This is a genomic window from Paraburkholderia azotifigens (genome assembly GCF_007995085.1).
GTDB lineage: Bacteria > Pseudomonadota > Gammaproteobacteria > Burkholderiales > Burkholderiaceae > Paraburkholderia > Paraburkholderia azotifigens.
The window spans coordinates 823,146-845,554 of sequence record NZ_VOQS01000003.1 but is presented as its reverse complement, the minus strand read 5'-3'; the positions used below and the strand labels follow the sequence as shown (position 1 = coordinate 845,554).

Annotated in this window: 18 protein-coding genes; 12 read left to right on the top strand and 6 right to left on the bottom strand. The window is 61.9% G+C overall.

What is annotated here, in order from left to right:
• The first annotated feature begins 161 nt into the window (after positions 1–161).
• Positions 162–2,276: a serine/threonine protein kinase gene (locus FRZ40_RS21005; protein ID WP_147235458.1), complete on the top strand. Its 2,115-nt coding sequence runs from the start codon at positions 162–164 to the stop codon at positions 2,274–2,276.
• Between the two features lie 42 nt (positions 2,277–2,318).
• Here FRZ40_RS21005 and FRZ40_RS21000 read toward each other — a convergent pair whose 3' ends face one another.
• Positions 2,319–4,232 carry an SUMF1/EgtB/PvdO family nonheme iron enzyme gene (locus tag FRZ40_RS21000; RefSeq protein ID WP_147235457.1) on the bottom strand — a complete coding sequence of 638 codons (1,914 nt, stop codon included), beginning with the start codon at positions 4,230–4,232 and terminating at the stop codon, positions 2,319–2,321.
• Positions 4,233–4,496: 264 nt separating this feature from the next.
• Here FRZ40_RS21000 and FRZ40_RS20995 point away from each other — a divergent pair, with 264 nt between their 5' ends.
• The 9 genes from FRZ40_RS20995 (at position 4,497) to FRZ40_RS20955 (ending at position 17,158) form a co-directional block, all read left to right on the top strand.
• The gene (locus FRZ40_RS20995) at positions 4,497–4,922 is read left to right on the top strand and encodes a DUF4399 domain-containing protein (protein ID WP_028369047.1); all 426 of its coding nucleotides are present in this window, start codon (positions 4,497–4,499) and stop codon (positions 4,920–4,922) included.
• Between the two features lie 46 nt (positions 4,923–4,968).
• A complete protein-coding gene (locus FRZ40_RS20990; RefSeq protein ID WP_028369048.1) occupies positions 4,969–5,403 on the top strand; it encodes a DUF4399 domain-containing protein in 435 nt (144 codons plus the stop codon).
• 319 nt (positions 5,404–5,722) lie between these two features.
• The gene (locus tag FRZ40_RS20985) at positions 5,723–5,992 is read left to right on the top strand and encodes a hypothetical protein (protein ID WP_028369049.1); all 270 of its coding nucleotides are present in this window, start codon (positions 5,723–5,725) and stop codon (positions 5,990–5,992) included.
• 365 nt (positions 5,993–6,357) lie between these two features.
• Positions 6,358–7,755, top strand: a complete 1,398-nt coding sequence (locus FRZ40_RS20980) for an efflux transporter outer membrane subunit (protein ID WP_147236752.1) — start codon at positions 6,358–6,360, stop codon at positions 7,753–7,755.
• Between the two features lie 208 nt (positions 7,756–7,963).
• A complete protein-coding gene (locus FRZ40_RS20975) occupies positions 7,964–10,513 on the top strand; it encodes an FHA domain-containing protein (RefSeq protein ID WP_147235456.1) in 2,550 nt (849 codons plus the stop codon).
• The gene (locus FRZ40_RS20970; protein ID WP_147236751.1) at positions 10,491–11,864 is read left to right on the top strand and encodes a beta-barrel domain-containing protein; all 1,374 of its coding nucleotides are present in this window, start codon (positions 10,491–10,493) and stop codon (positions 11,862–11,864) included. Before FRZ40_RS20975 ends, FRZ40_RS20970 begins: the two co-directional genes overlap by 23 nt.
• A gap of 98 nt (positions 11,865–11,962) precedes the next feature.
• Complete coding sequence (locus FRZ40_RS20965; RefSeq protein WP_147235455.1) at positions 11,963–12,715, top strand: peptidylprolyl isomerase; 753 nt, start codon at positions 11,963–11,965, stop codon at positions 12,713–12,715.
• 34 nt (positions 12,716–12,749) lie between these two features.
• A complete protein-coding gene (locus tag FRZ40_RS20960) occupies positions 12,750–15,806 on the top strand; it encodes a peptidase domain-containing ABC transporter (protein ID WP_147235454.1) in 3,057 nt (1,018 codons plus the stop codon).
• Positions 15,803–17,158: a sigma-54 interaction domain-containing protein gene (locus FRZ40_RS20955; protein WP_147235453.1), complete on the top strand. Its 1,356-nt coding sequence runs from the start codon at positions 15,803–15,805 to the stop codon at positions 17,156–17,158. Before FRZ40_RS20960 ends, FRZ40_RS20955 begins: the two co-directional genes overlap by 4 nt.
• A 6-nt stretch (positions 17,159–17,164) precedes the next feature.
• Here FRZ40_RS20955 and FRZ40_RS20950 read toward each other — a convergent pair whose 3' ends face one another.
• On the bottom strand, positions 17,165–17,935 hold the full coding sequence (locus FRZ40_RS20950) for a PP2C family protein-serine/threonine phosphatase (protein WP_028369056.1): 771 nt from the start codon (positions 17,933–17,935) through the stop codon (positions 17,165–17,167).
• A gap of 5 nt (positions 17,936–17,940) precedes the next feature.
• Entirely contained in the window at positions 17,941–18,225 is a 285-nt protein-coding gene (locus tag FRZ40_RS20945) for a hypothetical protein (protein ID WP_028369057.1), read from the bottom strand.
• 450 nt (positions 18,226–18,675) lie between these two features.
• On the opposite strand from FRZ40_RS20945, the gene FRZ40_RS20940 reads away from it, so the two are divergent.
• Together FRZ40_RS20940 and FRZ40_RS20935 are read left to right on the top strand one after the other, a co-directional pair.
• On the top strand, positions 18,676–19,206 hold the full coding sequence (locus tag FRZ40_RS20940) for a lecithin retinol acyltransferase family protein (protein ID WP_147235452.1): 531 nt from the start codon (positions 18,676–18,678) through the stop codon (positions 19,204–19,206).
• 125 nt (positions 19,207–19,331) lie between these two features.
• Positions 19,332–19,574: a hypothetical protein gene (locus FRZ40_RS20935; RefSeq protein WP_028369059.1), complete on the top strand. Its 243-nt coding sequence runs from the start codon at positions 19,332–19,334 to the stop codon at positions 19,572–19,574.
• Positions 19,575–19,646: 72 nt separating this feature from the next.
• On the opposite strand, the gene FRZ40_RS20930 is transcribed toward FRZ40_RS20935, so the two are convergent.
• From FRZ40_RS20930 to FRZ40_RS20920, 3 genes are all read right to left on the bottom strand, one after another.
• A complete protein-coding gene (locus FRZ40_RS20930) occupies positions 19,647–19,901 on the bottom strand; it encodes a DUF2866 domain-containing protein (RefSeq protein WP_028369060.1) in 255 nt (84 codons plus the stop codon).
• Positions 19,902–20,256: 355 nt separating this feature from the next.
• Positions 20,257–20,577, bottom strand: coding sequence for a hypothetical protein (locus FRZ40_RS20925; RefSeq protein WP_028369061.1), 321 nt, complete (start codon positions 20,575–20,577; stop codon positions 20,257–20,259).
• Between the two features lie 44 nt (positions 20,578–20,621).
• A complete protein-coding gene (locus FRZ40_RS20920; protein ID WP_147235451.1) occupies positions 20,622–22,358 on the bottom strand; it encodes a M30 family zinc metallopeptidase in 1,737 nt (578 codons plus the stop codon).
• Positions 22,359–22,409: the final 51 nt, after the last annotated feature.

The window sequence follows — 22,409 nt, the reverse complement described above, 5'->3', positions numbered from 1 at the left end:
CTCAAAGCTGTTGGATGTATCGCGACACATGACGTCCGCCGTGTCGCGGGCCAATCCTGGTTTGCGAAAGGCATACGTGCGGGCTACTATCGAACGAGCACATGTAATTGGTTACGACAGGGAAATTCTTCGACCAACGGGAGCTGCAGCGCTTTGAACACATGGCCAGCCTTGCGCACGTGATTCGGGACTTTCAGAGCGGCGCGCTTTCGCAGGACGCGTTCGTTGCTCAACTCGACAGCACGCTCACAACGGAAGGTGTCGGTTCGGCTCGTCTGCTCGAAATACTCGGCGAAGCGCATGTCAGGAAGCCGCTGCCTCCTGATCTCTACGCAGAAGTGCGCCGCCGTATCGAACAGATGCCCGTGTCGCACCTTGCCGCGGCGGGCGGCGAGGAAACGCGCATGCAGACGGTGCCCGAGCATCTCACGCCGCCGCCCGTGCGCACCAGCGAAGCGCCCCCGTCGAACTTCGACCAGGTCAAGGGCACGGGCGACACGCTGAACAACCGCTTCGTGCTCGAAGAATGTCTGGGCGTGGGCGGCATGGGCACCGTGTATAAGGCGCTCGATTTGCGCAAGCTCGAAGCATCCGACCGCAAGCCGTACCTCGCGATCAAGGTGCTGAACACGCAGTTCCGGGGCAATCCGAAGTCGCTGATCGCATTGCAGCGCGAAGCGCGCAAGGCACAGGTGCTCGCGCACCGCAATATCGTCACCGTCTACGACTTCGACCGCGAAGGCGCGATCGTCTATCTGACGATGGAGTATCTGTCCGGCAAGCCGCTCAGCCAGATACTGCGCACGCCGGATTTCAAAGGCATGCCCGTTCAGTCCGCGCTCCCCATCGTGCGCGGCATGTCGAGCGCGCTCGCCTACGCGCATGAGCGCGGCTTCGTGCATTGCGATTTCAAACCCGCCAACGTGTTTCTCACCGACACGGGCGAGGTCAAGGTGATCGACTTCGGCATCGCACGCGTGTTTCAGCGTCCCGAAGAAGAGAGCGATGCCACCGTGTTCGACCCGGGCAGCCTCGGCGCGTTGACGCCTGCCTATGCGAGTCCGGAAATGCTCGAACATCTCGAGCCCGATCCGCGCGACGACATCTACGCGCTCGGCTGCATCACCTACGAGCTTCTGACGGGACGCCATCCGTTCGACCGTCAATCGGCGACGCAGGCGCGTGCGTCGAATCGGCAGCCGCAACGGCCGGATAACCTCGGCAACCGTCAATGGCGCGCGCTGCGCGCCGCGCTGGCGTTCGACCGCAAAGCCCGCACGCCGACGGTGTCGCGCTTCGTCGAAGAGTTCGGCGCGCAGGAGCGTGCGTCTGCGTCGAAGTCGACGGGACACAGCGATCGCACCGGCATGCTGATGAAGTCGGGCGTGGCGGGACTCGCGCTCGCGTGCGCGGCAGGCGGCGCGCTGTACTTCTATCGCGCGTCGCAAACGCTCGATCAGGAAAACGCGACGCAGCAATCGGGTGCCGCGTCCGATTCAGCCGGCTCTCAAGTCGCGGGCGCTTCGCCTGTGTTGCCCGTTACCCCTGCTGCACCGTCGTCGCCCGAGGTCGCGTCCGCGCCGCCTGCCAGTACGCCTGCACCGCCGACACGGTCGGCCGTCACCGCAGCGCTCGCGTCGTTGCCATGTTCGGCGCTTGCCGCGTCGATTCAGGATCGCGCCGTACAGGTACGCGGATTCGTACCGCAGCATGGCGAGGCGCAGGTCAACGAGCGCCTGTCGAGCTTGCCTGGCGTCGCGTCGACGAAAGTCGACGTGCAGCATGTGAGCAGCGACAAATGCGACGTGCTCAAGGAACTCGGTTCTTACTGGACGCGCAACTGGCAGGCGGGACACATCGCCTCGCTGACGGCGCGCATGCCCAATGGCGTGCTGACGGAGGGCGACCCGCTCGTCGTCGATGTGAGAACGCCGGGCTACGACTCGTATGTGAACATCGACTATTACGTGCTCGACGGCAGCGTCGTGCACATGGTGCCGGGACCGCGCGTAAAGGGCAATCAGGCGCCGGCGAACTATTCGGCAACGGTGGGTAGCGGCGGCGACTGGGTCATTTCGAAGCCGTTTGGCCAGGAGATGGTTGTGCTGCTCATCACGCCTGCGCCGCTATTCGATGCGCCGCGCCCCGAGAGCGAATCGCGTGCTGACTATCTGCGCGCACTCGACGCACGGCTCAAACAGCTTGCCGCCAGGTACGGGCAAGATCATATCGTCGCGGACTTCGCGCAGATCACGAGTAAAGCGCGCGCGCAGTGAAAGCCGCCGCGCGCTTCTCGTCATGCTTCTCGTCGTTTCACTTCACTTGAGTTCCTTGACGACGCGAAAACCGTCTTGCGACTGACGTACGCTTTGACTGTACTTGAAGCGCGTCGAACTCAGCATATAGTCGCTTCCTTCGCGCCACGAGCCGCCGCGAATCACACGCATGTTGCAGCCCGGCGCGTCCCACGCGTGGCCGTCGGCGGGAGCGCTCTGGTATGAGTTATGCCAGCAGTCGCTGACCCATTCCCATACGCTGCCGTTCATGTCGTACAAGCCGTTCGGGTTGGCCGCGAATGAACCGACCGGTTCGGGTGCTTCCTTGTGGTATGGATCGCCGCAGTCCTTGCAGTTCGCCATCCCTTTGCGCGGCTGGTCGCCCCACCAGAACTTCGTCGTCGTGCCCGCGCGATCCGCATATTCCCATTCGGCTTCCGTCGGCAGACGATAGGTCTTGCCCGTCACTTTGCTCAGCCATTTCACGTAGGCTTGCGCGTCGTCCCAACTGAGATCGCGCGCGGGTGCGTTCTTCACGGAATTGCTTTCGGGTGCGAGCTTCGGGCATCCGTTGACATCGGCGCAGGCGTTCCATTGCTCGACTGTCACCTCGTATTTACCGATCGCGAACGGCGCCGAAACCGTCACGTGATGCGGCGGCTTCTCGGATGGGTCGCCCACATTGCTGCCCATCGTGAACGAGCCTGCCGGCAGCGAGATCATCACCGGGCATGCCGCGCAGTCTTTGCTTTCGCCGCCTGTCGCGGCGCGCGCGGGCGCAGCAGGTGCCGCGGCGGGCGCAGGTGCTGGTGCGGGCGTTGCAGCCGCTTTAGGCGCAGGCGACGGTGCCGGTGTGGGCGCAGGCGCCGCAGCGGCAGCAGGATGCGACGGCGCGGGCGCAGGCGCCGCATGCGACGCCGGCGGCGCCGCCTGGCCGGCGGCTTTGAGCCTGTCGATACGCGCCTTTGCGAGCGCCGCAAAGCGCCCGTTCGGATACGCCTTCAAATACGCTTCATAGTCGCTTGCGTAATTGCTGTCCTTGATCGATTCCCAGAACGTCAGCTCATATTGCTCGTTACTGTCTTTAGGCAGAATGCCGCGGCTGTTCAATGCGACGACAAAGTTCGGCTGATCGTCCGGCTGCATCGATGGACGATTCGAAGCGAAAGCCCGCACGGGGCCGGCCAGCGACGAAGCGGACCACGGGCTTTGCGCGCCACCCGTTTCTTCCGCCACGCGTTGCGCGACATGAGCGAACATCGTATCGACAGGCTCATCCGGCGCACGGCCCATTTCCCGCAGCCACGCGCCCGTGAAGATGCCGTGACGGGCGCCATCGGCGGCCTCGCCACCTTGGGTCGTCGCGTATGCAACCAGGGTTTGCGCGGGCAAAGGCGTTGCCAGACGGGCGGGCTCGAATGGTTGTGTGAGACATGCGTCCAGCACGAGCAGATTGACCGCGTGCGCGCGCGGCGCGGCAAGCGTATCGAGCACGCTCGACAGATCGATGCTTTCCGTCATCATCGTAGCGGGCGCGCGCGCATCGGCGGTAATGGATGCCAGGCGCGTGCCTGTTCCCGCCTGCAAACCATGGCCCGCAAAATAGAACAGTGCCGTGCCGCCAGGCTGCAAGCGGCGGCCGAATTCCGCCAGCGCGTCGCGCATATGCTGGACGGTTGCATCGGTGCGTAGCACGACATCGAAGCCTTGCGCACGCAACATATCGGCGACGCTTCGTGCATCGCGAGACGCATTGGGCAGTGCGCCGAAACGGTACCCGGCATTACCGATCACGAGCGCGATCTTGCGCGTCGCCGCTTCAATGCGGACATTCGGCGCACCGTTTTCGGCAACGTAGGAAGTGGCATCGCGCGCGTCGCGGGGCAGCGTTTGCGCGTCGGCTCCTCGCATCTGGAGTGCCCCGAACATGCATGCCAGCAGGAGTTTTCGCCACATTTTCAGATCCTGGTTGTTCTGGAAGTTCTCGACAGAACCTCGTCATCGGACGAAGCGGCTCGATCAAAACCGTTGCCGTTCGCCATGCTGCCCGACACGCGCGACGCCGTTGCCGGGCACCCCATCGCGCAGATCACCCTTACAAAAGATAGCACGCAGTGACAACGTCAGAAGGTTAACGAGCATGGCGTATCTTTTTAACAAGTTACGTCCTAAGCTAAAACGGAAGCAAGCAGCACTGACCCTCTCCCTGGGAGATGCGCAATGCAAAGAAGAATAAGGCTCGCGGCTATCGGCGCGCTCTTTCTCGCTTCGGCACAGGTGTTCGCGGGCCCGACACCATCGCCGCCGGGCGCCGAGGCCTACATCATCTGGCCGGCGGACGGCACCGTAATTACGGGCGGCAAGCTCTGGGTGCGCATGGGCTTGCGCAATATGGGCGTGTGTCCTAAAGGCGTCAACGTGCCCAACACGGGGCATCACCATCTGCTGATCGACACGGACCTGCCGCCGATGGATCAGGAAATTCCCTCTGACCGGAACCACCTGCATTTTGGCGCAGGCGAAACGGATGCGCGCATCGAGTTGCCGCCCGGCAAGCACACGCTGCAGTTGCTGCTCGGCGACTTCAACCACGTGCCGCACAATCCGCCCGTCTATTCGAAGAAGATCACCATCATCGTGAAGTGAGCACGCGTGCACGCTGCGCCGGCACGCCAGACGGAGAGCATCAGCCATGATCAGGATCAGGATCGTTGTCGCCGCTGCGGCGCTTGCCGCTCTCGCTTCGATGAACGTGGCATTCGCCGGGCCGACGCCCGCGCCCAAGGACGCCTACGCCTATATCGGCTATCCGAACGACGGACAGGTCGTGCCCGCCAACAAGCCGTTTCGCGTATGGTTCGGCTTGCGCTACATGGGCGTCGCGCCCAAGGGCGTCAAGTATCCGAACACGGGCCACCATCATCTGCTGATCGACACGGACCTGCCGCCGATGGATCAGGAGATTCCGTCGGACCGGCAGCATCTGCATTTCGGTGCGGGCGAAACGGAAACGACGCTCACCTTGCCACCCGGCAAGCATACGATCCAGTTGCTGATGGGCGACGAAAATCACATCCCGCACAACCCGCCTGTCTACTCGAAGAAGATCACGGTAATCGCAAAGTGAACGAACGTCAGTGCTCAATAGCGACATGCTTTAGCGCTGTTTTTGTTGATGTGGTGGCGGGTGTCTTTGGCAATCCAACAGTTTCGCGACGAATGTTGGCCACCTGACGGCACCTCGTGGTCTGAACAAAGTGTCTGAGTTTCGTGCGCGCCCATGCAGTCCGACATCTAACCCAATGGCAGCAAGGCTTTGCAGGTTTTTCGCGACGCTGGCAGTGCAATTGGCACAGCCTATGCGTAGTAAGGCCCGAGCAGACAAGATGCTCGAACCCAAACCGAAACACCTGGCGAATCTTCGCTACCCTCTTAGGAGAACTGTCATGAGCGCACTGATGATCAAAGACCTGTCCGTCACCGAAGAACTCGACAGCAAGTCGATGAAGGCTGTCCGCGGCGGCTACCTCGCGTATCCGTACTTCCCGAGCATCAAGCTCGACTTCGACAACAGCAAGCACGTCGACGCACAGCAACTGATCTCGCAGCAACTCGACATCAACAACGTGAGCGGCAACAACAACGCCTTCGCGTCGGGCCTGAACACGACGATCAAGCCGACGATGACGGCCAACAACAACGTCACCGTGCACTAAGCAACGGCGTTACCCGCGGAGGTTCAGACCAGCCTCCGCGGGCTTCCGGAAAAACACGGAAGCAAGCTGCATCACGCATCATCAAAAAGATCCAGAAGCAATTCGTCCTGTCCACACGACCGCCGCGTCACCGCACGCACTCCACGCCGAACGAAATCCACCGACATCGATAGAGATGCCGCGCTGGACGTGCTTTACTTGAAAGGCGCGCTCTGCACGTGCAGTACAGCCGGGAAAGATCGGAGAATATCGTGTCTGCGTTGCCTGATTCGCTCGTCGCCTCCTGCTCGAATTTCGATTCGCCCGTCCGCTCTTGTGCGGATGTGCGTCGCGAAGGGCGGCGCAAGCATCCCCTCGCTGCCGTTGTGCGTGCATTCAGCGCGGCTGCCGCTTGCGCGGCGTTGCTGGCAGGCTGCGTCGACGTTCACATGGCCGACTACAAGCGGCCCGACACGCCCGCCAAGGCGTCATGGTCCGACAAGACGGGCACACTCGTGTCGCCCGCCGACACGATCGTCCCCGACTGGTGGAAGGGCTTCCAGGATCCGTATCTGAACACGCTGATCGATAAAGCGATTGCAGGCAATTTCGACATCAAGGTACTGGCCGCGCGCATCGACGTAGCCGGCGCGCAAATCGGCGAAGCGAAGGCGGGCGCACTGCCTACGGCCGATCTCGGTGCCGGTGCGAATTTCCAGAAGGTCACGGGACAGCCGCTCACGCGGCAGTACAACGTGGCGGCCCAGGTGAACTGGGACATCGACATCTGGGGCAAGGTCGAAAAGGGCGTGCAGGCGCAAAAGGCCGAGTTCCATGCGTCCGAAGCCGACTGGCGCGCGGGCTATCTGGAACTCGTGTCGAATGTGGCGACTACCTATTTCCAGATTCTCCAGTTCGACGACCAGATCGAGGCGCAACAGAAAATGGTCGACGAGAACCGCACGATTCTCTCGATCTTCGACGGCATGAGTCGCAACGGCCTGATTCCGAAGACGCAGGTAATGCGTCAACAGGCCGAGGTGAATCGTCTAACCAAGGATCTGCTCGATTTGCGCCGTTCGCGCAGCCTTGCGAATAACGCGCTGTGCACGCTGATCGGCGTGCCCGCGGGCGAATTCACGGTGCCTGCCGGACACCTGCAGCAGCGTGTGCAATTGCCGCCCGTGCCGGGCGGACTGCCTTCGCAATTGCTGTCGCGGCGGCCCGACGTCGTCGCCTCCGAATTGCGCGTGCTCGAAGCGTACAACCTGGTCGGCGAAGCCAAGCTCGCGCAACTGCCGACCATCAGCCTGACGGGGCATGGCGGCACGGCGAGTTTCGCGCTATCCGATCTTCTGAAGTCGTTCACGTTCGGCTTCATGCCGAGCATCAATATCCCGCTGCTCGATCCGGGCGTGCGCGCTCACGTGAAAACGACGGAAGCGCAAACGACGGTCGCCGAGCAGCAATACCGGCAAACGGTGATGGGCGCGTTCGAGGAAGTCGAGAACGCACTCGTCAATCTGGATTCGCACAGACAGCAGCGCGTCGAACTGCAACAGGAAGTGCAGCGCCTGAGCGTGGTCAACGAGCAAATGCAGTCGCAATTGCGGGAAGGCATCGTGTCGCAACTCGAAGTGTTCGAAACGGAGCGCACGCTGCTTCAGGCGCAACTGGATCTGCTGACGAATCACCAGCAAATACTGTCGGACACGGTACTGCTTTACAAGGCGCTCGGCGGTGGCTGGCCCGTCGTCGATGTGCAGGCGCAAGTGAAGCAATGAAACGCTGGCACGGTTCTTAAGAGAAAGCTGGAGAACCACTTGCCGTATTCGATCGTATTAGCCGTACCCATAATTGACTAACACCATGCGTGACTTAAAATTCGTGATTAGCCGCTCGCATCGTCAGATGAGCGGCTGCGTCGAATGCCCCTTGGCCGCCGCGCCCGTCGAACGCTCTGTTCGTGTCCACGCTTAGTGATGCAAAGAGATGAATCCCGGCGAAGCTCCGATTGCTGAGATGCGGGCGGCTCTGGACAAGGAGTTCGACGTCCTGCTGCTGCCCGTCTCGCACGCGTCTCTCGGCCCGATCCGTATCGTCGACGATCTGTTCGCGATCGGCCGCAGCGAGGCGCCGTTTGCCGACTATCCACGCGATCTGATCACGAAACTTTCGCGGCGTCACGCGCGCATCTTTAGCGAGCATGGTGCGGTGTATGTGGCCGATCTCGACAGCAAGAACGGCACGACCGTCAATGGCATCGCCGTGCGGCAAACGCCGTCGCGCGTGCGCGCAGGCGACGAGTTGTGCTTTGGCGGCGACCTGACCTATCGCGTCGCCATCGAACCGCGCCCATTCAGCTCCGCTTTCGCGCGCGGCGTGCAGCATCTGACCGTCACGCTCGAGCCGCAGCGCGCGGATCTGGGGCTCGAGCCGATCGACATCAGCGCGTTTCCGTTTCTCGTCAGCAAGACGGACGAGCTTTTCGCGCGCTACAAGGACCGCTTCCCGCATCAGGTCAATTACATATCGCGCCGTCACGCGCATATCTTTCTGAAGGCCGGCGAGCCGTGGATCGAAGATCTCGGCAGCACCAACGGCACGTTCGTCAATCACAAGCGTCTCGGCGAATCGGCCGTCGCGCTGCAGAACGGCGACGTGATTGGATTCGGCGGCGATCATTTCGTCTATCGGATCGCGCTGGCCAAGTCGTTCGAAATCGAGCCCACGCTGACGCAGATGATGCCGCCCGCCGCGGCGCTCGGCGTGCCCATTGCGTCTACGCCCGCTGCACCCGCGATGGCAATGCCTGCGGAGGATCCCGACAAGACCACTTTCGTCGGCGCGGCGCACTCGTTTCTCGATATCTTCTGCGTGGATCGCGCATTGCAGCGCGAAGACGAGGTCAATGAAAACGCGCCGCCGCTGACGCCGGAAGAATCGACGGAAACCCAACCGCGCCGTCCGCGCCGCCGCTGGCAACTGGTGATGCGCGAAGTGATGCGCACGTTCGCGGGCGGTGACCGCACGACGATGCGTCGCATCGGCTGGGGCGGTCTGGCCGTGCTGATCGTCGTTGCGGGCCTTGCCGTCACGCTGTACATGCGCAACGCAACCGAACGCGAAGTGAAGAACCTGCTCGCCGCGGGCGAATACGAACAGGCGGCGGATACGGCCACGTCGTCGCTGCAACGGCATCCCGCCAGCGACGCCATCCGGACGCTCGCCAGCGAAGCGCTGATGAAAGCGCGCGTGCCCGGCTGGCTGGCGGCAGTGCAGACGAAGCAATTCGATCGTGCGGCGGCATTGATCGAAGGCATGCGCGAGTCGAGCGGCAGCAATCCCGATGCATTGGGGCTGATCGATCAGCTGAAGTGGGTGGGCGACCTGGAACGGTTCGTCGTCAGCCGTGGCGGTCCCGACGCGCCCATTCGCATCTATAGCGACGAAGGCCATATCGCCGATCTGCTCAAGCGCTGGGACGACGACGCCAAAGGACATCAGCGGATTCTGGACCGCATCGCTTCGTATGTGCCGGAATTTACCGAACCGTATGCGCTCGCGATGAGCCATCTGCGCAAGCTGCAAAGCGACGACTCGGTGTACCTCGCCGCGATCGAACGGCTCAATTCGACGATCGCGACGGAACTCGCGCGCGACAAGCCCGATGCGCTGCCTGCCGTGCTCGACGATTACGCGCAACGCTATCCGCGCCTCGCCGGGCTCGATGCAATCCGGGCGGATCTTCGGCAATACACGCAGATCTTCAACGAAATGACGGCGCGTCACCTCGCACCGCTTCTGCCGCTGATGAAGCAGGCGAACTTCAGGACGCCGCCATTTCAGGCTCAGTACAAGCAGTCGAGCGCGAGCCGTCTGCCGTCTGCGGACGTGATCGCGCGCCACGACGCGGCGAGTGCCGCCTGGCAAAGCGGCAACAGCCAGCAGGCGCTCACGGATTTGCAGACGATGCCGGCCGGCCCGTGGTCCGATGTCATCGCCGGAGAACTTGCGCACAAGAAGGCGCTACTCGATCAGTTCGCCGATCTGCAAAAGAGCCGGGGTTCGAGCGATCGCGACGACAAGCTGCTGTCGTTTTACGCCAGCCTCGATCCCGTCGAAGACGCGTATTACGTGCGCGCCGTGCAGGGCGACGTCAACGCGCTGCGCGACAAGGCGCTGGCGCGTGCCCAGGATCTGATCAATCGCGCGCAGACATCGTGGCGGCAATATCGCGCGAATGGTTCGATTGGCGGCACGCAGCGTCTGGAAGCGGGCATCTCCGACGGCTTCCGCAATCAGGCGCGTCTGCTGTCGGGCGCGAATACGTCGGCGCAACAGGGCATGCGCGTCTACACGCAATTGAAGGCGCCGCATCCGGATGGTTCGGACAAGCTGCTTGAAGACATCGAAGCGGAGACGCAATTGCAGCGCCGCTCGTTGCAGGAACTGCGCATGGTGCTCGAGGCGGGCTTGCTCAAATCGAAGCTCGCGTTGATTGGAGGCAGTGACGAAAGTGAAGCGCGACAATCACCCTAAGCCGCTTTACGAAGCGCTCGAAGATCATAGTGCCGAAGGCGTGGCGATCCTCGCGGCGGAACCCGTGCGCATCGCGCAGGCGCTTGTGCTGACGATGGTCGGGCTCGTCGTCGCCGGGCTGCTGTGGTCGTTCTTCGGCCGCGCGGACGTGATCGTCACGGCGCAAGGCACGCTCGCGCCGGAGTCGGACGTGCGGCGCATCTATGCCCCAATCGACGGCGAACTTACGGACCTTTATATCGCCGAAGGGCAGCCGGTTTCGAAGGGCGACGTGCTCGCGCGGCTGAACGCGCGTGGCGCCATTCAGGCGGCGACGGATGCACTGCAGGCGCAACTGAAACTCGAAGACGCAGAGCGCGAATGGAAAGAGTTTCCGCAGAAGAAGGAACTGATGGAACGCAAGGCGGCCGCGCTCAAGGATCAGCTCGAAGTGGAAGAACGCCTGCACGAAAACCGCGTCTCCGAAGGCACGACGAAGCTCGCCGAAGGCCAGAAAGCGCAACTGGAAGAGGCGCGCAGCACACTCGACAACACGCGCCGCGCCCGCGATGCGGCACGTCTGGAAGCGGACAAATACGCGCGCCTGTTTGCGCAGCCGGGCGGCGGCGGTGTCGCCGAGTTGCAGGTGGAGGCGAAGCGCAATACGTATATGGAAGCGGAAAACGCGTACCGTGTCGCGCAGTCGCGGCTCGCCGAACTCGACTTCAAGCTGAGTCACGAATACGCGCAGGCCAATGCGCAGCTCGAAACGAGCGGCCAGCAGGCGACCTCATTGCAGCTTCAATACGACGATCTGATCCGCGACATCACGAGCACGGAAGAAAAGCTGCGCCTGCAATTGCAGACGGCGCGCCTCGTGGCCGACGCTGCCGCGCGCATCCGCTTCGAGAACATCGACAAGGACAATTTCCTGCTGATACTCGCGCCCACTTCCGGCGTGATCACCGACGTCACGTCGACGCAAACGGGCGACAAGATTCAGGCGAACGCGCCGCTCGGCGGCATTGCGCCGAAAGACGCGCGCCCCGTGCTGAAGATCGAGATCGCCGAGCGCGATCGCGCATTTCTGCACGAAGGCATGACCGTCAAGCTGAAATTCAACGCGTTTCCGTATCAGCGTTATGGGCTGATCAACGGCACGCTCGCGTATATCTCGCCGGCGACGAAACCGTCGGCACAGGACAAGCAGCCTGTCTACGAAGGCCGCGTGCAACTCGACAAGAATTACTACCAGGTCGCGGAAAACCGCTATCCGCTGCGCTACGGGATGACGGCGAGCGCTGAAATCGTCGTGCGCGAGCGGCGGCTGATCGACCTGGGGCTGGACCCGTTCAGGCAACTGGCCGGATAAACGGACCGTCGACTGAATGCGCTGCACTGCAAGCTAAGCCACGAGTACAACCGCCAGCCCGCCTGTTCGTTCGGGCCACCACTAGAGGAGCGGACGAGATGACCGCGATCGTACGAATCGATGATGAAGTCGTGGATGTCGGCGAATTCATACGTCTGTTGAAACTCACGGGCCAGTTCGAAAGCCTGATCGAGCAGATGGTGCGCGACAAGCTGGCCGTGCATGCCGCGAAGAAACACGGCGTGAGCGTGAGCGCCGACGAAATCCAGGAGCGTGCAGACCAGTTCCGGCGCGTGCGCGGACTGCATCGCGCCGCCGACATGAATCAGTACCTCGACACGCTGAAGATCAGTCTCGACGAATTCGAGGCATTCATCACGGATGGCCTGTATCAGGAGAAGATGCTCGACAAGGTGGGTAGCGACGGCGAGATAGAAGAGTACTTTTCGATGAATTCGCCCAAGTTCGACGCGCTCGAAGTGAGTCACATCCTGCTCGACGACGAAGGCAAGGCCAAGGAAATGATTTCGTATCTGCACGACGATCCCGATGCTTTCGCCGAGATGGCGCGCGAGCATTCGATCGCCGATACGAAAGATTCGGGCGGCGTGATCGGCAAGGTGCTGCGCGGCTCGCTTAAACCCGATATCGAGGCGAAGATCTTCAACGCGGCGGTCGGCGACCTGCTCGGGCCATTCGCTTCGCCGGACCGTTCCTGCTTCGAGATCTTCGCGGTGACGGCGAAGTATCCCGCACAACTCGATGCCGACGTCGCGTCGCAAATCAAACGGCTGTTGCGCGAACAGTGGCTGATGACGCGCGCTCAGGAACACATTATCGAAGCGCTCTGACTGACGCGCGCTGCTGCCGGGGACCGCAAGCATCATGGATGCACCGCAAACCACGCCTACCACTGCCGACTTTCTGTCGACGGTCGAAATTCTTTCGCCGTTTACGCGCGAAGAACTCGAACGCATCGCGGAGCATGTACAGTCGCGCTTCTATTCGTTTGGCGAGACGGTATGCAACGTCGGCGACGCTGCGGACGGTCTCTATGTGATCAAGTCCGGTTCAGTGCGCATTTTCACGGAGGAGCACGGCAAAGAGATCAGCATGGGCGTGCGCAAGACGAGCGAAGTCTTCGCCGACATTGCGATGCTGCGTCCGTATGCGCATGAGTCGTCCGTGCGTTCCTCGGGCAAGACCGAGTTGCTGTTCATTCCGCGCGCGGCGATCGAGCCGATCATCGCGGGCAATCAGGCGGCGCTCGCGTTCGTCGCGAGCTATGTCGCGATCAATTCGGCGGGTGGATTCGTCGCGCAGCTATTCGACTTGCGCGGCAAGCTGAACAAGCAGGAGCTGGAAGAGTACGTGCGCAGCGTAGGCGTCAAGCGCGTGGCCGCAGGCAAGGAAATACTCAAGCAGGAGGCGCGCGACGACCGGCGGCTTTACGTCGTGCGGCAAGGCGAAGTGCGCATCGTGCGGCACGAGGACGGCAACGACTACACGCTCGCGACGCTGCGCGAAGGCGAGATTTTCGGCGAGAAGGCCTGCCTGATGCGGCAGGAGCAGACGGCATCGGCTATCGCTATGACGGATACGCGGTTGCTCGTCATTCCCGAGCGCACGGTGCATTTCATCCTCGAACGCAATCCGAAACTGCGCGAGGTGCTCGACGAGCGCATTAAATACGCGGACCGCGAACTGGACCGCCAGAAGCGCATCGAGCAGCGGCGCAAGCTGCCGTTGCGGCTCGATCTGCATACCAGACCGGAACTGGGCGAACGGGTGATCCGCCGCTTCGGCCTCGTCGAACAGGCCGAGGAAATGGATTGCGGCGCCGCGTGTCTCGCGATGATCTGCAAGCACTACGGCATTCCGATGACGCTCGGCAAGCTGCGCGAACTCGCGAACGTGACGACGCAAGGCGCGACGCTTGACAGCCTTGCGCGTGCGGGCGAATCGCTCGGCTTCTCGGCGCGCGGCGTGCAATGCACGTTCGATTCGTTGCGCGGCTTCGACCTGCCGTTCATCGTCCACTGGGAAGGCTATCACTACATCATCGTGTACGGCGTGTCGAAAGATCACGTGTGGCTCGCCGATCCCGCGTTGGGCTTCCGCAAGCTGAGTCTCGAAGATTTCGAACGCGGCTGGAGCGGCACGTGTCTGCTGTTCGCGCCGGGGCCGAATCTCGTGCAGCTCTCCGCGTCGCGTTCGCCGTGGCTGCGTTTTATCGGCTATCTGACGCCGTACAAAAAGATCCTGATGCATCTGTTCCTCGCGACCTTCGTGATCCAGGTGCTAGGCGTGATTCCGCCATTGATCATCCAGAACATTCTCGATGGCGTGATCGTGCATCAGAACATCAGCCTGCTGCATCTGCTGATATTGGGCTTGATCATTTCGAATGTGTTCTCGCAGCTGATGTCGATGATTCGCGCGTATCTGTCGAATTTCATGGTGCGCAACATGGACTTCGCGATGATGTCGCAGTTCTTCAGGCACACGATGTCGCTGCCGTTCTCGTTCTTTGCGAAGCGCAAGACGGGCGACATCTTTGCGCGCTTCCAGGAAAACCAGACGATACGCGCGTTTCTCACGGAATCGACGGTAACGACGGCGCTCAATCTGCTGATGGTGTTCATCTACTTCGCGATCATGTTCTTCTACAACGCGAAGATGACATTCGTGCTGATCGCTTTCGTCATTCCCATCATGGCGCTGACGCTGGTCGCGACGCCGAAGATCAAGAACTATGCGCGCGAAACATTCGCCGCCGCGACGGATTCGAAGTCTTTTCTGATGGAGGCGCTCTCGGGCGTCGAAACGGTCAAGGGCATGGGCATCGAACGGCCTGTGCGCTTGCGCTGGGAAAAGAAGTACGCGAAAGCACTCGAAGTGCAGTACCGTGCGCACGCATTCAACATTCTGATCGGCTTCATCAGCCAGCTGCTGAACGCTGCGACGACGATCGCGATTCTCTGGGTCGGTGCGAATCTCGTGCTGGCGCGCGAAATGACGATCGGTCAACTGATCGCGTTCAATGCGTTCATGGGCAGCGTGCTGTCGCCCCTGATGGGACTCGTCGGTTTGTGGAGCATGCTCAACGATGCAGGCGTCGCGATGGAACGGCTCGGCGACGTGCTGGATATCGAGCCCGAGCAGAAGCCGGAGGATCTGCCTTCGCGCGTGATGCTGCCGGATCTGCAAGGCGAGATCAGCCTGAACGGCGTCTACTTCCGCTATGGCGACAACGACAGCGCGTATGTGCTCGAGAACATCAGCTTCGAGATCAAGCCCGGCGAGCTGATTGCGATCGTCGGCCGCAGCGGTTCGGGCAAGACGACGCTTGCGAAGCTATTGGTCGGCTTCTATGCGCCAAGCGACGGCAAGATGACCGTCGACGGCTACGATATGAACGTGATCGACAAGGCGTTCTACCGCGCACAGATCGGCTATGTGATGCAATCGAACCTGCTGTTCTCCGGCACGATTGCCGAGAACATTGCAAGCGGCGACGATACGCCCGACCGCCGGCGCATCGAGGAAGTGGCGAAGATGGCCGACGCGCACGCGTTCATTGCGAAACTGCCGCTCGGTTATGAGCAGATCGTGGGTGAACGCGGCATTGGGTTGTCGGGCGGACAGATCCAGCGGCTGTGCATTGCGCGCGCGCTGTATCACGACCCGCGGCTGCTCGTGTTCGACGAAGCGACGTCGGCGCTCGACACGCAATCGGAAAGCAATATCCTCAGCAATATGCACGACATCCTGAAGGGACGCACGGCCGTTATCATCGCGCACCGTCTCAGCACCATCATGCGCGCCGACAAGATCCTGGTGCTCTATGAAGGGGCGATTGTCGAGCAGGGGCGTCATGAGGAACTGGTCAACCGGAAGGGCATGTACTACCAGCTCGTCCAGAAACAGCTGAGCGCATGATGAAGATACTTGACCAGCAGCCTGAAGAAAGCGGCTCGGCCCTCTCGTACGCGGGCTTGATCGAGAAGATCGAGATTCTGCGCTCGACGCTGCGCTGGTCGTCGCGGCTCGAACGCGCGGACATCGAAAAGCTCCTGAAACAGGCCAGTTCGTTGCGCGACGAAGTGATGCAGATGTCGCACAAGGAGCGCTTCGTGCAGGCGGCCGTCGTCGAGCCGCTGCGCGGCGACCAGTCGCGCGGCGCGAGACGTCAGGCGCTGCTCGCGCGCAGCTTTATCTTTGAAGGCACGTTCGGCGACAACCCGAAACTGCTCGAAGCACTCGAAATAGCGGAGAAAGCCGCGCCGACCGATCTGCCCGTGTTGATCGACGGCGAGAGCGGCACAGGCAAGGAACTGATGGCGAAGGTCATTCACGCGAATGGCAGCCGCTCGGACAAGCCGTTCATTTCCGTGAACTGCGGCGCGATTCCGGACAACCTGCTGGAGTCGGAACTGTTCGGTCATAGAAAGGGCGCTTTTACGGGCGCAACGAATGACCGCAAAGGCAAGTTCGAAAGCGCGCATACGGGTACGATCTTTCTCGACGAAATCGGCGAGCTGCCTTTGACGGGCCAGGTGAAACTGCTGCGCGTGCTGGAAGCGCATGAAATACAGCGCGTCGGTTCCGATGAGCCGATCGGCGTCGACACGCGCATCGTCGCGGCCACCAATCGCAATCTGCGCAAGCTGAGCGAGCAGGGCACGTTTCGCGAAGATCTGTTTTACCGGCTGAGCGTCATTCATGTCACGCTGCCGCCGCTGCGCGAGCGGCGCGATGAAATTCCGCTGCTGATCCAGTACTTTGGAGACGAGGCGGCGGGCGTGCTCAAACGCCGTCCCGTGAGAATCACGCCTAAATTGCGGGACTTTCTGCTGACGTATGCGTATCCGGGCAACATCCGCGAGTTGCGCAACGTGATGTACCGCATCTCGTGCCTGGCGGGCGATATCGCCGACGTCGATCATCTGCCGACCGATATGCGGCCTGCGGCACCCGTTTCGTCATCCATATTCGGCGTCGCGAACGAAGCGGCGAATGGCGTTGCTGCGAACGTGACGAATCTGCTGTCGCTCAGCGACGCGAAGCGCGCCGCCAGCGACGAAGCCGAAAAAGCTTTCCTTCAGCGCGGTTTGCAGGAAGTGGGCGGTACGGTCGCGGAACTGGCGCGCCGCGTCGACATGAACCGTTCGCATCTTCAGATGCTGCTGAAGAAGCACGGTTTGCATTCGAAAGACTTCCGGCGCGCGCACGCGCAAGCGAATGCGCGCAAGGACGACCAGGAAGCCAACGACGAAGCCGATATGGGATGACGACCCTCAGGGCGCCGGGTTGAGCAGCGTCCTGTCCGACGCTTGCGGGTCTTCCGCCTGCACGACGACGGCCGTGATATTGTCGCGGCCGCCGCGTGCGAGGGCGATATCGACGAGTTCAGCCGGTGCATGAAGGCAGTCGACGTTTGCAAGCGTCTGCTGAATCTCTGCGTCCGTCACTTCATTACTCAAGCCATCGCTGCACAGCAGAAAGACGTCGCCGTCCGCCACTTCGATCGCGTCTTCGTCGAGATCGAGGCGGTCCGTCGCGCCGACGGCGCGCGTGATGATGTTGTGCGCGGGATGATTGCGCGCCTCTTCGTCGGTCAGATAGCCGGACTGCCGGAGTTCTTCCACCTGGCTGTGATCGCGCGTCAACTGACGCAGTTGCCCTTGCCGCAGCAGATAAATGCGGCTGTCGCCTGCCCACAGATAGCCGCAGAAGCGGTCGCACGCGAGCAGCACGACGACGGTCGTGCCGATGCGTTGAACCTGCCTGCGGCTTGCTTCTTCTCGCAACTGACGGTTTGCGTTTTGCAGGCGCGCGCGCGCCTCGGCGATGCAATGCTTGATGCCTGTCTGTTCCGGCAACTGACCGAGCGTCTCGATCACGAGCTGGCTCGCGAGATCGCCGACGTCATGCCCGCCCATGCCATCGGCGACGGCCCAGCGGCCGTGCTGAGGCTGGTCGAGGCAGGCGTCCTCGTTGATCTCGCGCACGCGCCCCGTGTCGGAGCGCGCGGCGGAAGCCCAGCGGAATTGACTGATACAGGTCACGGCATCTAAGCCCGGTTCGTACTGTTGGCGTCAGGAGTCACGTTGATGTTCGAGTTGTTGCCGGTATTGTGAACGTCAACCGACTGAAACTGATTGATCATCTGGTTAGCATAGAAGTTGTTCGTGATGTCGTACAGGTTCACGACAGGTCCGACGCTCGGCGTGTCATGAACATACGGCGTGATCCAGCCGAATACCCACGGTGCGCCGCCGCCGCCGCTGATCGCGGCCATGGCCTTGCGATCGAGCGCGAGGTTGTGGGGAATGTCGCTGATGGTGATGGATGCCATGACGTGTCTCCGGTGGGCCGCCCGTCACGCGGCCGCAAATCAAAAGGAAGTTGCGACTTAAGGTGCAAGTGCTGTGCCAATTTGCGGCGAGCACGCGGACTTTTTCGCGCGCGCTTGCTGGGCGGGCGATAGCGGAACCACGCGCGCGCACGCGTAGCGCGCGAGCGGTGCGGGACGTTGGCAACCGTCCAACAGCGCGGCGCTCGAAGCGGTGGGACAGCCAACACATGCTCCGCGACCATTTCGCGCGTACGGCGTGCCGAATGTGATGGTGTATGCGCAACACAATCGCTCGAAATTCTGTTGGGCGTATCCCTACACTCAACCCTCGCGGAATGCCTCCAGGTGGTCAAATAGTTAGGTAAATCATAGGCTTATCGAGCCTGGTCCAGATGATGCAAAAGAGCCTGCAACAGTGTTGGCCTTTTGAATCGGATACCGGGCAAAGCCATGAACCGCAACCTTCAACAATCAGGCAGTGAACAAGGTGCAAACCGCGCGGCAGCTTATGCATCGGCCGATGTCGCGCTCGACGGTTCCAGCGACGAACCCACCCTCGGTGCCCATCTGATCACGCAACGCCGCGGCTACGAACATCACGGCATTTATGTCGGCGGCGGCAAGGTCATTCACTACGCAGGTTTCGCCAAGTCCGCACATCGCGGTCCCGTCGAAGAAGTCGCGCTCGAAGCATTTGCCGACGGTCACGCCGTCGCTGTGCGCCCGCATCCGTTCCCGAAGTATTCCGGCGAAGAAACCGTGCTGCGCGCCCGCTCGCGTCTCGGCGAAAACCACTATCGCCTGCTGACGAACAACTGCGAGCACTTCTGCGCATGGTGCCTGCTCGGCGAAAGCCGCAGCGAACAGGTTCATGCATGCCTCACGCATCCGCGCACGGGCGCGCATGCAGTGTTGTGCCTCATCAGCGCGTTTGTCGGAAACCGGATGAAAACAGGCCGTGCCGTTGTTAACGCAGTATGAGCAGCGGCAGTATGAGCAGCGGCAGCATGAGCAGCGGCAGCATGAGCATCGCAATTGAACACGGGCGATTGAAGTTCGAAGCGTCGAATGCCGTAAATGCAATCAGGAACGCGAAGGAGACCACCATGAGCACGACGGGAAAAACCCTGCACTGGGCAGTCGACAAATGGCTCGCGCCGACGCCGGCGATGCCCGCGCGCGTGGTGCGCTTCTGCCGCACGCAGATGCATCGGCGCTGCGTGTGTGTGGAGACGTTGCGTCCCAACGGACTGCTGTCCATCTTCTTCTTCCGTCACGACGACGGATCATGGAACGTGTTTCCGCCCGCCAAAGTGCGGCCGGCGATGTCAGCGTGGAGGAATGCATGATGAAGAACGGCAACCCGGCGTCCAGCGCGCGCGGCGCGCGTATCGAACGGCTTGCGCTGTGCGGCGCGCAATCTATCCGCCAGGCTGGCAGAAGCGCCGCCCGGGCACATGCGACATCACGGCCTCGGCAATTTGAAGAGGCGTGCTCTCGGCAGGCACGACGCGCCGGAAGGATTCAACGTCGTGTCTGAAAGTCCATTCGACGAGCCGGTATGAACGTCCCCACGGGTGTTGAATGGGCGGCGAAACGGTGCAACTGCGAATGGCGAGCGTTTGCGCGTTGCCGTGCAGCGCGCGTAAATAATCCAACACCGTGTCTTCGACCATCGTGTGTCTCCTTTGCTGCAAGCAAGCGCGCGATGCTACGGTGAAAACGATCCAACCCTGGGCGGATAAAAAAATGCCGCCGATGCCCAGGCGGCTGAACAGCTTTGCATGGGACCAGAGTACGGCGCTAAAGCGCCAACTCTGGTCGACAGCGTTGCATGGGACCGGAGTACGGCGCTGAAGCGCCAACTCTGGTCGACGGCTTTGCATGGGACCAGAGTACGGCGCTAAAGCGCCAACTCTGGTCGACAGGCTATGTTCAGCCGAATAGTCACAGCAAAGAATTAAACGAGACTTAAAGAACGTCTGGCTCTCGTTTTTCAGGCCGTGAGCGCGCCTTTGCGGAGCCAGCGCGTCATGGCACCGGAGAAGTTTGCAGCGATTCGACATGCACGGCAGGCAGCTGCGCACCGTTCATCTCCGCTCGCGTAACCGTGCCATGCACGTGAACCTGCCGGTTTTGCAGCGACAGCGCCTGCTCACGCGTGATGCCTTCGAGTTCGAACACGCCGCGCGCATCGTAGACGACGGCAACGATGAACGGTTCGTTGCCGCGCAGCGCGAGCCGTCCCGACAGATCGACGGGTTCGCCGTTGTGCAGCGTCGCGGCGCAGGCCGCGTGCATCAACGCGAGCGCGGCGAGCGCGAGATTTCGTTTGAGTGTCACGGGTAGCATTGGCAAAGGGCTCGATTCATTGAATCACACTTGCACGCCACGCATCAGTCGACGACGACGGAAAGCGTCGTCCCCACCGGCACGCGCACGGTTTCGCTATACGTGCCGCTGACGCGCGAACGCACGACGGGCAACGCGCCGAGTACGGCGAGCGTCGCCGGCACGGAGCTCGGCAAGGCACGCGTCACACCGTTGTAGAGCGAAGCGGGATCGATGGCGGGCAACGCGAAGCCGCCCTCGTTGCGCGCCGGGAACGTGAAGCCCGCGACGTTCGACGACAACGGCACCAGGCCGCCCGCCGCCGCTGCGAAATCGCGCAGCGTCGACGGCACGGTTGCGCCGGCCCGTGCGTTGCCGATCACGTCATTGAGAATGTCGAGGGATGCCGTGTGGTTCCTGTTGGTCAGCAGCGACTGATAGAACGACAAACCGAGTTGACGGTTCAGAAAGCCGCCGAACGAACCATTCACCGCGTAACTCTCGCAATCGGTTCCGTACGGTGTCCACGTCGTCAGTCCGCAGTTATAGCTGCCGTGACCGCCATACGTCATGTACGTGACGAAGCGGGCGTCGCGGATCGCGTTGTAGCCGGGCACGATTTCGCTGCTCGCCCAGTCTTCCATCATCATCGCCGTCATTTCTTCGAGCCACGGCTCGAACGCGTATTGCGCGCCCATTTGCACCGAGCGGCGATAGAAGTTCTGCATGTGCATGCTTTCGTGCGCCATCGTCGTCAGCATCTGGTTCATGCCGTATGTACCGCCGAGGTAGAGCGTTTCGGAGTCGAGATAGAGCGAGATCGACTCGTTGCTGTACGCGAGTTGACCCGCGCCCTTCCTGAAGTTGTTGCGCGCCCAGAAATAACCGAGCAGACCGTAGGGCTGGCCGTTGTTGTCGAAGTTCATCACGACGAGATCGATCGGCTGATGCGTGCCGTCGATCAGGTTCGACTGGCTATTCGGTCCATACAGCTTGCCGCCGACGCGTACCAGCATGTCGTAGATGCCGCCCGCTTGCGCATACTGCGTGATCAGCGAGCTGATGATTTGCGGCGAGATCTTCGAGGCGCCGATTTCGCCCGACTCGACCCACAGATTGACGGTGGTGCCGTCGGAGGTCGTGGCCGTTTGCGCGAGCGTCGTCGTGCGCGGCGAATTGTCGGCGTAATAGAAGGTGCGCGTGTCGCCGACCTGCCAGGTGGCGGCGCTGTACAGAGCGCTTACCGTCGCGCCGTTTGTTGAATAGCGCGCGGTTGCCGTGGTCTGTCCGTTCGTCGCGAGCGACGTCCAGCCTTGATAGTTGAAGTCGCGGATCGCGGCGAGCGTGGGGCTTTCGCTGGCAGTCGCCGAAGCGCTTGCCGCCGCTTGCGATTGCGCGCGCATGACCGACGCCGACATGTTCGCGCTCAACGCAATGGACGACATGGTTTGCGTGCTCGCGCTCTCGTTCGTGAAGACGAGCGTCACGTTCTGCCCGGACAGTCCCTTGATGCTGACGGGCACGTCGATAGAGGATGCATTGGGATTGATCGCCTGCCAGATGCCGGCGCCGCTGCCCGCGTAAGTCGAATCGTCGGTCGCCGAGCAGGCTGCGCAGGCGGCGTGCAGCTTGCCGTCGGCAGCGATCACGGGCAGGCCGCTGGCGGCGGGCGTACCCTTGCTCGAGACGGACGTGCCGCCGCCGCCTCCGCCGCCACACGCGGCGAGTGTTGCCGCCAGCGCGCAAGCCAGCGTCAAAGCCGTGACGCGTGCCGCCATCGATGTCGTGCGCTGGCTGCCCATCGCGGTGTCCTTTCCGGCGTCGCCGGTTCGTGCGGCGCGGTCGTGCGGACC